Genomic DNA, 11,732 nt, shown 5'->3' on the forward strand with positions numbered 1-11,732 from the left:
CCGGAGCGGGGAGAACTAGGGGAAGGGAATGGAGCGGGCATCGGTGACGCCCTTTGCTGAAGTTGCTGCTCAGCGGCTGGTCACGCTGAGCTAGGCGGTTTCAGCTCTTTGGCGTCTTGGCGCCGTACTTGGAACGGGACTGACGACGGTCCTTGACGCCCGCGGTGTCCAAGGTGCCGCGGATGATGTGATAGCGGACGCCAGGCAGATCCTTGACGCGTCCACCCCGGATCAGAACCACAGAGTGCTCCTGAAGGTTGTGCCCAATGCCGGGGATGTAGGCGGTCACCTCAAAGCCAGAGGTGAGACGCACCCGAGCGACCTTGCGCAGGGCCGAATTCGGCTTCTTGGGGGTGGAGGTGTACACGCGTGTGCACACACCGCGGCGCTCGGGACAAGCGCGCAGGGCGGGCGACTTGGTCTTCCGGGAAAGACTCTGGCGCTCAGTACGGATTAGCTGCTGAATGGTGGGCATCGAGGACCGGGGTCTGGTCGGAGAATATTGGTCGGACGTCCGACCGATTTCGACAATCCGTCACCTTACTGGGTCGCCTGTCGCCCTCCTCCTAAGCGGCTGAATGCAGTGCCGCAGGCGCAACTCACCGTGCCTTCGCCTGGACGTACCAAAAAGCCGCCGCCGCTGATGTCACCCCGGTAGTCCAGGCTCAGGCCGCTCAGCAGGTTCAGTTGCTCTGCTGGCGCATAAAGAGTGATGCCATCGGCACGAGCAACCGGCGTGCCCGCCAGGTGGCCGGGGCGCAATCGAATCGCCCAGCGCTCACAGCGCCCATCAACTAAATCCAGATGCATCATCCCGGGGGTGCCCGCCACAGCCGCGTGGCGGCCCAGCTCGGCGGCGGCGGCGGCGGTCACGCGCAGGCTGTGCGCCTTGGCCATGGGGGTCTGCATATCTGAACTAATTTTGGCAGCCTTCTCACGGCACTAGGCCGACACCGTTGTGAACTGATCCGGCCACACCCCGACCTTTCACCTGCAGGGAACCCCCCAGCACCAGCCCGGTGGAGCTGCCGCCATCGAGATTTAGGGCATCTTGCAGGCCTAGCTGTTGCAGCAGCGCGGCGGTTTCCCCCAGGGAGGGGCCGCTGTCCTGGATCCCCTCCAGGGTGATCAGCCAAATCTGGCGGTCGTCTCTGGCCAGCACGGTGCGGGGTGCTCCTTGGCTGAGGAAGGCGGAACTGAAGTTTTCGGCGGCGCCATTGAGCACGATGCGGCCTGCCTGCAACAGCAATGGCCCCCCGCCAATCACGTGTGTTGCGAGGCCGAGGTTGCTGCTGGGGCGGCTTTCGATCTGGAGCCGATCGCCTAAGCCCCAGGGCAGCTCCGCTCCGCCCCTTCCCACCAGCAGCAGGTCATCGCCCCGTAGCGCCACACCCGCATCCAATTCGGAGGGGCCAAGCTGCTGCCGCACCAGGCCCCCTTGGATTAACAAGCCAGTCTCAGAGCCACTCAGGGCTCGGTAGTTGGGCCCCCAGTCGGCGGTATAGCGGCTGATACCTCGCTGCACGTAGCCACTGTTGACAACGGCGACCGGTAGACGCAGAGCTCCGGGGCCCACAACCCACTCTGAAAGCTGTAGCCGGCCAAAGCGGGGCATGGTTCGCCCGTCCCAGGCGGCGACTCCCCGGTTCAAAATTGGCCCGGAAAGCCATCGGCCGTCTTGTTTTAGAGCCCCCAAGGGCAGGCGCCTTACCCGGTTGAAGTAACCCCCGTTGATCGCTACCCAGGCCTGCTGCTGGTTGGCGAGCTGCACTAGGGAGCTGAGGCCCTCCATGCCTCCCGGTCTGGCCAGGGGCCGCAGCTGCAGTGAGGCCTGAAGTGGATCAATGCGGATCGCATTGATGCGCACCCCCTGGCGCACCAGGCGATCCCACTGAAGTTCTTTGCCAAGTAGGGCCTGCAGGCGCGGATCGATCGGGGCTGGACTGTCAGTGCGGCTAGCGGCCCCCTGATCCGGCCACTCGATCACCACCCGGTTGGGTTCGCCCAGGCTGAATACCCGCGTCAATTTGGCTGCGGAGGGTTTGAGCCTCAGCCCAGCTCTGTCCTGCTGGGCCTGGAGGCCCAGGCTCCCCAGCAGGGTTTGTTGGTCACTGCGGCTGAGCAGGTCGACCACCAGTCCGGCGCCGTCTCTACCAATGGCCGCCGGGCCGCCCAGGTCGAGCACGATGCGCTTGACGGGGCCAGGGTTTGAGCTGCGCACCTGGAGCAGCTGGGGCCTGGCCAGCTCCAGGCTGAGCAGGCCGCCCTCCTGGCGTAGGCCCACGCCGATGCGGCCAAACAGGCTGCTTACGTCTACCGCTACCTCGTCTTCAAGGCTGCGTTGAGCGCTGGCGGGCACTTTGAGGTCCTGGCCAAACCACTCCAGCTCCAGAGCGCCATTGCTGCGGCTGCGGCTGGTGACTCCGAGCTGGTTCTCGAGCACCTCTAGGGGGATCCACAGTTGCTGGGGCGTGTCGCCCAAGCCCTTAACCCAGAGCCAGCGGGCGTTCTGGAGCCGGCCGTTAATGCGGATACTGCTGCCCTGGCGCTCAGTTGGGGCGGCCGCACCGATTGGAACCAGAGGAGGTGGAGGTGGCGGCGTAATCGGCATGGCCTGGCCAACCCCTGGCAGGCACAGAACCAGGAGCCAGCCAGCCAGGAATGCAGTAGAGGCCATGGGCCAGCCTGGCCGACAGCCTTGAAAGCTAGCCCTCTTTAAGGGTTTGGGTGCCAGGGTTTGGGCGCCCTGGTTTGGGGATGTGCATCCCTAGGATCAGCTGCTCTGCTGCTGCCAGCACCTGTGGGTGTTAGCGGCGCTGCCCTGACAGATCACCTGCCGGACCGTCTCGGGTTATGCCTCACTTCTCTCGCCCTGTTTGGCCCCATTGCGATAGCGCTGCGCCGGCCGCTGTCGCTGGCGAAAAGGACGCCTGTGGTGTGGGCTTTCTGGCCAATCTTCAGGGCGAAGCCAGCCACTGGGTGCTGCAGCAGGCCCTGCGCGGCCTCGACTGCATGGAGCACCGCGGTGGTTGCGGTGGCGATGGTGATTCCGGCGATGGGGCCGGGGTGCTCTGCGGCATCCCCTGGAGCTATCTAGAAGATGTATGGCCTGAGGCGGCGGCAGCCAAGGGAGCGGCTCGCGGGCTGGGCATGGTTTTCCTGCCAGCCGATGCTGCAAAGCGCGAGCAGGCAAAACTTTTCTGTGAAGATGAGGCCGCCAAGCTGGGCTTGGGCAGCCTGGGTTGGCGTCCAGTTCCCCTGGATGCATCTGTTCTCGGCTCCCTGGCCCGCCAGACCGCTCCGGCCATTGAGCAGTGGCTAATTGCCGCAGACCAAGCCGGTGATGATCTCGAAGCGCTGCTATTTAGGCTGCGCCGCCGTTGCGGCGATCGGGCCCGCGCCGTTTGGGGGCCAGGGCCTGGTGAGCTCTATTTCGCTTCCCTGAGCAGCCGCACTGTTGTCTACAAGGGCATGGTGCGTTCGGCGGTGCTGTCTGCTTTCTATGGCGACCTGCGCGATGCACGCTTTGCCGTGAGCTTTGCGGTGTACCACCGCCGTTTCAGCACCAACACCCTGCCCCGCTGGCCCCTAGCCCAGCCCATGCGGCTGCTGGGTCACAACGGCGAGATCAATACTTTGTTGGGCAACCTCAACTGGGCAAGGGCTTCGGAAGCAAATCTCGATGCGGTCTGGGGGGAGGCGGCTGCAGAACTGAAGCCAGTGGTGAATCCCGCCTTCAGCGATTCCGCCAACCTCGACGCCACCCTTGAGCTGCTGGTGCGCAGCGGCCGGCCGATCACCGAGAGCCTGCTCACCCTGGTGCCAGAAGCTTTCCGCGACCAGCCTGAGCTGGCAGATAAGCCCGATATCCAGTCGTTTTACGAGTATTCCGCCTGCACCCAGGAGCCCTGGGATGGTCCGGCCCTGCTGGTGTTCGCCGATGGCCGCAGCGTTGGGGCCACCCTGGATCGCAATGGCCTGCGCCCGGCCCGCTACTGCATCACCAGCGACGGCTTTGTGGTGATGGGCAGCGAAACCGGCGTGGTGGAGCTCGAGGAGAGCCGCATTATTGAGAAGGGTCGTCTGGGGCCTGGCCAGATGCTGGCGGTGGACCTGGAGCAGGGCCGCCTGCTGCGCAACTGGGACGTGAAGCAGGAGGTGGCCGCCCGCCACCCCTATGGCGCCTGGTTGGCCGAACATCGCCGCAACCTGGACCCCCAGCCCTGGACCCAGGAGCGCCAGCTGGGTGATCTGGAGCTGCTGCAGCAGCAGACGGCTTTTGGCTTCACGGCTGAAGACTTCGACCTGGTGATCGAGGACATGGCGGGTGCGGCCAAGGAGCCCACCTACTGCATGGGCGACGACATTCCCCTGGCGGTGCTTTCCGATAAACCGCACCTGCTCTACGACTACTTCAAGCAGCGCTTCGCCCAGGTCACCAACCCGCCGATCGACCCGCTGCGGGAAAAGCTGGTGATGAGCCTGGAGATGCACCTGGGCAAGCGGGGGTCTCCCTTGAAGCCCGAGGCGGCTTCGGCGGCGGTGCTGCACCTGGCCAGCCCGATCCTCAACGAGGCGGAGCTGGCGGCGGTGGCCCAGCAGGGCCTACCCACCATCACGCTCTCCACGCTGATGGCCATCACCGAGGGGCCTGGGGGCCTGGCGGCTGCCGTGGAGCGTCTCAAGGCCGAGGCCGAGGCGGCCGTGCGCGCCGGCACCCAGATCCTCGTACTCAGTGATCGCGGCGCTCCCAGCGGCGGCATCGCGGCTACCACCACCACCATTCCGCCGCTGCTGGCGGTGGGTGCGGTGCACCATCACCTGCTCAACCTGGGGCTGCGGCTGCAGGCTTCCCTGGTGGTGGACACCGCCCAGTGCTGGAGCACCCATCACCTGGCCTGCCTGATTGGCTACGGCGCCAGCGCCGTGTGCCCCTGGCTCACCTGGGAAACCACCCGCCATTGGCTGGCCCACCCCCGGGTGCAGAAGCTGATTGAAACCGGCAAGTTGCCTGCTCTCACGCCCGATCAGGTCCAGGCCAACGTGCGCAAGGCCCTGGAAGACGGCCTGCGCAAGATCCTCTCCAAGATCGGCATTTCGCTGCTGGCCAGCTACCACGGTGCCCAGATCTTCGAGGCCATCGGCCTGGGTGCCGACCTGATCGAGCTGGCGTTCAAGGGCACCACCAGTCGGGTGGCCGGCTTGAGCCTGGCTGAACTGGCCAGCGAAACTCTCAGCTTCCATGCCAAGGCCTTCCCCGAGCTGAACCGCACCAAGCTCGAGTTCATGGGCTTCGTGCAGTACCGCACCGGCGGCGAGTACCACCTCAACAGCCCGGAGATGGCCAAGGCCCTGCACGCAGCGGTCAAGGCGGGCCCCGGCTACGACCACTTCTCCACCTACAAGACCCTGCTGGAAAACCGGCCGGTCACGGCCCTGCGTGACCTGCTGGAGCTCAAGCCAGCCGCCACGGCCCTGCCGTTGGATCAGGTGGAGAGTGTGGAGAGCATCTGCAGCCGTTTTTGCACCGGTGGCATGAGCCTCGGCGCCCTCTCGCGGGAGGCCCATGAGGTGCTGGCCATCGCCATGAACCGCATCGGCGGCAAGAGCAACAGCGGCGAGGGCGGTGAGGATCCGGCCCGCTTCGGGGTGCTCAGCGATGTGGACGGCGATGGCCACTCCCCGACCCTGCCCAGCCTGAATGGTCTGCGCAACGGGGACACCGCCTGCTCGGCGATCAAGCAGATCGCCTCGGGCCGTTTCGGGGTGACCCCCGAATATCTGCGCAGCGGCCGGCAGCTGGAGATCAAGGTGGCCCAGGGGGCCAAGCCCGGTGAGGGCGGCCAGCTGCCTGGCCCGAAGGTGGATCCCTACATCGCCTGGCTGCGCAACAGCAAGGCCGGCGTGGCGCTGATTTCGCCGCCACCCCACCACGACATCTATTCGATTGAGGATCTGGCCCAGCTGATCCACGACCTGCACCAGGTGCATCCCGCCGCCAAGGTGAGCGTGAAACTGGTGGCTGAGATCGGCATCGGCACCATTGCCGCCGGTGTGGCCAAGGCCAACGCCGATGTGATTCAGATCTCCGGCCACGACGGTGGCACCGGCGCCTCACCGCTGAGCTCGATCAAGCACGCCGGCAGCCCCTGGGAGTTGGGCCTCACCGAGGTGCACCGCTCGCTCCTGGAGAACGGCCTGCGGGATCGGGTGTTGCTGCGGGCCGACGGCGGCCTCAAGACCGGCTGGGATGTGGTCATCGCCGCCCTGCTCGGTGCCGAGGAATACGGCTTTGGCTCGGTGGCGATGATCGCCGAGGGTTGCATCATGGCCCGGGTCTGCCACACCAATAACTGCCCGGTGGGCGTGGCCACCCAAAAGGAGAATCTGCGCAAGCGCTTCCCCGGGGTGCCCGAGCACGTGGTGAATTTCTTCCTGTTCGTGGCCCAGGAGGTGCGCCAGCTGCTCAGCGTGCTGGGTGTGGCGCGTCTGGAGGATCTGATCGGCCGCAGTGAGTTACTCCAGCCTCGGGCTGTGGCCCTGGCCAAAACCCAGGCCTTGGATCTCTCCTGCCTGATCGATCCGATTCCGGCCGCGGCCGATCGCCGCTGGCTGCAGCACGAGGCCGAGGCCCATGGCAATGGTCCAATCCTGGAAGATCAGCTGCTGGCTGATGCCGAGGTGATGGCGGCTATCGAGGGCCACGGCCGCGTGGCCCGCACTCTGGCGATTGTGAACACAGATCGCAGCGTGGGCGCCCGCCTCTCCGGTGAGATTGCGGCGCGCCACGGCAATAAGGGCTTCGGTGGCCAGCTCGACCTCACCTATGAGGGGGCTGCCGGTCAGAGCTTCGGGGCCTTCGTGCTCCAGGGCATGAACGTGCGCCTGGTGGGTGAAGCCAACGACTATGTGGGCAAGGGCTTCAATGGTGGACGCATCACTGTGGTGCCCCCTGCCGGCGGCAATGCCCCCGGCAGCCAGGTGATCCTCGGCAACACCTGTCTTTACGGCGCCACCGGCGGTGAGCTGTTTGCCCTGGGCCGGGCCGGGGAGCGCTTCGGCGTGCGCAACAGCGGCGCCCGCACCGTGGTGGAGGGTGCTGGCGACCACTGCTGCGAGTACATGACCGGCGGCGTGGTGGTTGTGCTGGGTAGCACCGGCCGCAACGTGGCCGCCGGCATGACCGGTGGCGTGGCCTTCATTCTCGATGAGAGCGGGGGGCTGCGGGAGCGGGTGAATCCGGAGATCGTGGCCATTTGCGAGCTCACCACCCCTGAGCAGGAGGCCCTGCTCAAGCCCCTGTTGCAGGCCCATCTCGACGCCACCGGCAGCGCCAAGGCCGCCGCAATCTTGGCCGACTGGAGCACCTGGAAGGCCCAGTTCAAGCTGCTGGTGCCCCCCAGTGAAAAGGCCACCGTGGGCCTGGCTGAGCGGGAGGCGGTGGTGGCTTGAGCACCACCCCTGCAGCAGCGGCTTAGCGGGGATGCTCCCGCATGAGCCGCTGCACTTCGCCGGCGTGGTAGCTGCTGCGGGTGAGCGGGCTGCTCACCACCTGCAGGAAGCCCAGTTCCGTTTCGCCATGGGTCCGGAATGCCTCAAATTGCTCCGGGGTCACGAACCGATCCACCGGCAGGTGCTTGGGGCCGGGAGAGAGGTATTGGCCGATGGTGACGATGTCCACCTGGTGGCGCCGGAGATCGGCCATCACCTCGAGCACCTCCCCGTCGCGTTCACCCAGACCGGTCATCAGGCCTGATTTGGTGTAGGTGCGCGGCCAGCCCTCGCGCACCCGCTGCAGCAGCTCCAGCGAGCGCTGGTACACCCCTTGGGGCCGGGCCTTCTTGTAGAGCCGAGGCACCGTTTCGATGTTGTGGTTGAGCACGTCGGGCGCCGCCGCCATCACCGTCGCCAAGGCCTGCCAATCGCCGCAGAAATCGGGGATCAGCAGCTCGATCGTGGTGAGGGGGGAGCGCTGGCGCACCTGCTCGATGCAGGCCACAAATTGGCTGGCGCCGCCATCGGCCAGGTCGTCGCGGTTGACCGATGTGATCACCACGTGGCTCAGCCCCAGCCGCGCCACGGCTTCCCCGAGCCGTTGGGGTTCCGTGGCGTCGAGCTCCCGCACGCTCTTGTCGAAGTCGATGTCGCAGTAGGGGCAGGCGCGGGTGCAGCCCGGCCCCATGATCAAAAAGGTGGCGGTGCCGCCGGCGAAGCACTCACCGATGTTGGGGCAGCTGGCTTCCTGGCAGACGGTGTTGAGCTTGAGATCCTGCAGCAGGTCGGCCACCTCGCCGATCCGCTCCCGCTGGGGGGCCTTGACGCGCAGCCAGTCGGGTTTGAGCAAGGCGCCAGTAGGGCCACGGGGGCCAGAAGAAGGGCTGATTCCAATTTTAGGAAGCCACCGGCAGGCCAAGGCCTACAGCCGAGTTGATCCCCTAAACTCGCTTCATCGGGATGTGGCGCAGCTTGGTAGCGCACTTCGTTCGGGACGAAGGGGCCGCAGGTTCGAATCCTGTCATCCCGACTTTTTCAGCTGAGCTCGGCTCCTGGGTAACCCCTGGGGGTCACCATGCGTCCGTCTTTGGCGTAGCTGCTGCTATTGCCAATCAGCACCAGGGTCAGCATGTCCACTTGCTCCACCGGTAATTCGCCCAGGCTGTGCAGGCTGACGGCTTCATCGGCTCGCCCTAGTTGGCGGGCCAGGGCCACCGGTGTTGAGGCCGGCCGGCCCTCCAGCAGCAGCTCTCTGGCTCGGGCCAGTTGCCAGTCGCGGCCAAGGGAGCGGGGGTTGTAGAGGGCTACTACAAAGTCCCCCGCAGCCGCTGCTTGCAGCCGCTTTTCGATCACTTCCCAAGGGGTGAGTCGGTCGCTGAGGCTGATGGTGCAGAAATCGTGCATCAAGGGAGCTCCTGCCTTGGCAGCGGCGAGTTGCAGGGCCGAGATGCCCGGATGCACGCTGAAGCTGGGCCGGCCATCGGCTGGGCTGGCCAGCCAAAGCTCCAGGGCCAGGCCGGCCATGGCGTAGATGCCACTGTCGCCAGAAGAGACCAGGGCCACATTCAGCCCTTGGCTCGCTAGCTCCAGGGCCAGGGCGCAGCGGGCCCGCTCCTCGGTGAGTTGGCCGTTCCAGCGCAGCTGATCAGGTCGCCGCAGCGGTTCAAGCAGGTCGAGGTAGAGGCCGTAGCCCACCCACACCGTGGCTTCCGCCAGGGCGCGGCGCGCATCCGCAGTGAGCAGCTCCAGGCTGCCCGGGCCACTGCCCACCAGGTGCAGCTGGCCCCGCTCGGGAGCCCATTGACTCTCGGCCAGAGCCACCGCCAGGGTGGCTGCCCCGAGCTCGCCTGGGTTGGCATGCTCAATGCGCTTGGTTTGCAGCAATTGGGCTGCGGGGCCAGCTGCCAGCAGGGCTGCGGCCTCGGCCACGCTGGCGGTGCCCATCTCCTGGGCCACCGCTGCCGATGGGGTGGGCACCGGCACTGCGGCTAGGGAATCGGCCCCAAACCAGCGCACTGGCCAGCCTCGTTTAGCCGCTAGAGCAAGCAGGGCCGGTTCATCGGCCTTGCGGTCGATGCTTGCTAAACCAGCTACGGATTCAGGTGCCAAATGCTGGTCGCCCAGGGTCTGTTCCAGCAAGCGCTCCAGCAGGCTCAGGCTGGTGTTGCGTTCACAGCCCATACCTAGCCACAGGCTCGGCGGATGCCAGCGGCAGCCAGCTCCGGTGTGGATATCTACGACCAGATCTGCCTCTGGGTTCTCGCCAGAGCCACTGCCAGAGCCAGAGCCACTGCCAGAGCCACTGCCAGAGCCACCAGCGCGCTCCAGTAGGCAGGTGGCGGCCTCGAGCTCTAGCCAGCGGCGGCTGCCGTGGTGAGCTTCCAGTCGCAGCGGTTGATCCAGATGGGCTGCCTTACGCATCAGGGCGCTCCAATCGCCCTGCCCCCGCTGCCAACCCCAGTCTTTGCCGAAGCTGTCGAGGCTAAGTAAGCCTGCTGCAGCCGTTGCCCCGGTGAGCACAGCCTGGCCTCCTAGGCAGGCGGCAACCTGGTGGCTCAGTCGCTCGGCCCCGGCCACGTGACCCCCTAGCAGGGGAATGGCGAAACGACCCTGTGGATCCACTACCACCACGGCGGGATCGCGCTCTTTATTCGCTAGCAGCGGCGCAATCAGCCTGGTCACCAGGCCACAGGCGCCAACGATCACAAAGCCGCTGGCCGTTGACCACTGTTCAACTAAGCAGTCCCCTGCGGTGATCTGGTCGTCAGTCCCCACCGGGGAGTCGATCAGGCCGGCCTGAAGGAGCTGGTCCAGCACAGGGGCGCTGGCAGGGCTGAAGCCCAGGCCCCAGCGGCGGGCGCGCGGCGCGGCCTGCTCGGGGCGGTTGTTTGGTGAATTCACTTACCTACCTTCTGACGCAGCCCGGCCAGGGGACCCGGCGCCTTGGGCTTGAGCAGGGAACCATCTGGATTCAGCTGGCTGCGGGCCGATCCCCCCAGGTTGGTGGAGGCGCTGAGCCGATCAGTGGTGGCCCTAGTGGCGGGGGCCGTAGAGGTGGGGGCCGGAGTAGGGGCGGGGATCGCTTGTGGGGGTATCACAGGTGCGGACTCTGCTTGTGGGGCATCTTGCTGCGAAGGTTCTGTTAACTCAGCTTCAACAGTGGGCTCCAGCTCAGGCAGTTGTTCTGGGTCAAGTTGTTCTGGGTCAAGTTGTCCTGGTTCCGGCAGGGGTTCCGTTTGAGGCGAAGCCTCGGGCTCAAGTGGTGATTGGGACTCATTTGCGGGCAACGGTTCAGCCACGGTTTGGGGCTCGCTGGCCGTCGGCGGATTGATTTCTATGGCTGCTACTGGTTCTTCTGGGACTGGTTCAGGTTCTGGAGCCGCCGGCGTTGCAGGCTGATCTCCCAGCAGCTGGGCTAACTCGCTGGCATCCAGGCGCCCCCGCTGCCAACTGGGCGTGGGCGAGGAACTATTAATCGTCACCTCGTTCACCAAGGTGTTGAAAGGGGGGTTAAGGGGGGCGCCGCGGCCATCAACCAGCTCCATCAGCACGCTGTTGCTGCCGCTGTGCCAGCCCTTGAGCCACAGAGGCGAGTTCTGATCCACCAAAAAACTGTCACCGTTGACCGTCACTCGCAGGCGCCAGCTGCCGTCGTTGTCGCGCAGGCCCTGGAGGGGAGCATCTAATAACAGCCAGTCGAGCAGCACCGGTTCGCGAGCGGCCAGATCTGCTGTGCTTACGCCTATCAATTGGGGTGTGCCCAGCTGGGGAGTGGCCAGGGGATTGGCGGCCACCCGGTTTACCCGCACCTGGTCCCAGGCGCCTGGACTTTTCACCACTTCCCCCCAGGGTTTGGCCGCATAGGCGGTAAGGCGATGGCTGCCCGGGCCCAGGGGCGGTAGTTCGGCGTCCAGACGAGTTGGGAATTGCCCAGAGAGTGAGGTGGTGAGGCGTTGGGGCGGTAGGTCATCAACTTGCACCACGAGGTGAGGCCCCAGCCCGAGCACTCCCGCATCAACTAACGGCCAATCACGAACCTGCACTTGCAACTTGACCGGACCGCCTGGCAGATCGCTTCCATCTAGCGGGATCTGGATCGATACCTGGGGCTGGCGTTCGGCCAGGGCCGCTTGAACTTGTTGCACGGCGGTAGGTGGCGCGACTTCCTGCAAGCGGCCACTGGGCCCCTGGACTGGAAGAGGCGCTGGGGCTGGGACGCTGCTGCGGCTAGCGGCTAC

7 protein-coding genes and 1 tRNA gene are annotated in these 11,732 nt (G+C 65.9%); 2 read left to right on the top strand and 6 right to left on the bottom strand.

Annotated features, from left to right (window positions below; genetic code table 11):
- Window positions 1-100 precede the first annotated feature (100 nt).
- The 3 genes from rpsL to KBY74_RS05055 all read right to left on the bottom strand — a co-directional run bounded on the left by rpsL (window position 101) and on the right by KBY74_RS05055 (window position 2,677).
- Window positions 101-475, bottom strand: a complete 375-nt coding sequence (rpsL, locus tag KBY74_RS05045) for a 30S ribosomal protein S12 (RefSeq protein WP_106632417.1) — start codon at window positions 473-475, stop codon at window positions 101-103.
- Window positions 476-540: 65 nt separating this feature from the next.
- Window positions 541-897, bottom strand: a complete 357-nt coding sequence (locus tag KBY74_RS05050) for an AIR synthase (protein ID WP_254941763.1) — start codon at window positions 895-897, stop codon at window positions 541-543.
- 37 nt (window positions 898-934) lie between these two features.
- Window positions 935-2,677, bottom strand: coding sequence for a phosphodiester glycosidase family protein (locus tag KBY74_RS05055; RefSeq protein WP_254941764.1), 1,743 nt, complete (start codon window positions 2,675-2,677; stop codon window positions 935-937).
- Window positions 2,678-2,853: 176 nt separating this feature from the next.
- Between KBY74_RS05055 and KBY74_RS05060 the strand changes: the two genes are divergently transcribed.
- Complete coding sequence (locus KBY74_RS05060) at window positions 2,854-7,452, top strand: glutamate synthase-related protein (RefSeq protein ID WP_254941765.1); 4,599 nt, start codon at window positions 2,854-2,856, stop codon at window positions 7,450-7,452.
- A 22-nt stretch (window positions 7,453-7,474) separates the two neighbouring features.
- On the opposite strand, the gene lipA is transcribed toward KBY74_RS05060, so the two are convergent.
- Window positions 7,475-8,344: a lipoyl synthase gene (gene lipA / locus KBY74_RS05065; RefSeq protein ID WP_254941766.1), complete on the bottom strand. Its 870-nt coding sequence runs from the start codon at window positions 8,342-8,344 to the stop codon at window positions 7,475-7,477.
- A gap of 106 nt (window positions 8,345-8,450) precedes the next feature.
- On the opposite strand from lipA, the gene KBY74_RS05070 reads away from it, so the two are divergent.
- Window positions 8,451-8,524, top strand: a tRNA-Pro gene (locus KBY74_RS05070).
- A gap of 5 nt (window positions 8,525-8,529) precedes the next feature.
- On the opposite strand, the gene cobJ is transcribed toward KBY74_RS05070, so the two are convergent.
- Both cobJ and KBY74_RS05080 read right to left on the bottom strand, forming a co-directional pair.
- Window positions 8,530-10,395 carry a precorrin-3B C(17)-methyltransferase gene (gene cobJ, locus KBY74_RS05075; protein ID WP_254941767.1) on the bottom strand — a complete coding sequence of 622 codons (1,866 nt, stop codon included), beginning with the start codon at window positions 10,393-10,395 and terminating at the stop codon, window positions 8,530-8,532.
- Window positions 10,392-11,639 carry a hypothetical protein gene (locus tag KBY74_RS05080; RefSeq protein ID WP_254941768.1) on the bottom strand — a complete coding sequence of 416 codons (1,248 nt, stop codon included), beginning with the start codon at window positions 11,637-11,639 and terminating at the stop codon, window positions 10,392-10,394. The genes cobJ and KBY74_RS05080 overlap by 4 nt, the downstream gene beginning before the upstream one ends.
- Window positions 11,640-11,732 lie beyond the last annotated feature (93 nt).

Origin of the sequence: Cyanobium sp. A1C-AMD, from assembly GCF_024346495.1 — a bacterium.
Lineage (GTDB): Bacteria > Cyanobacteriota > Cyanobacteriia > PCC-6307 > Cyanobiaceae > Cyanobium_A > Cyanobium_A usitatum.

Bases quoted from the DNA above. Each gene is read 5' to 3' on its own strand.
- rpsL (WP_106632417.1), bottom strand. From the start codon at position 475: ATGCCCACCATTCAGCAGCTAATCCGTACTGAGCGCCAGAGTCTTTCC.
- KBY74_RS05050 (WP_254941763.1), bottom strand. From the start codon at position 897: ATGGCCAAGGCGCACAGCCTGCGCGTGACCGCCGCCGCCGCCGCCGAG.
- KBY74_RS05055 (WP_254941764.1), bottom strand. From the start codon at position 2,677: ATGGCCTCTACTGCATTCCTGGCTGGCTGGCTCCTGGTTCTGTGCCTG.
- KBY74_RS05060 (WP_254941765.1), top strand. From the start codon at position 2,854: ATGCCTCACTTCTCTCGCCCTGTTTGGCCCCATTGCGATAGCGCTGCG.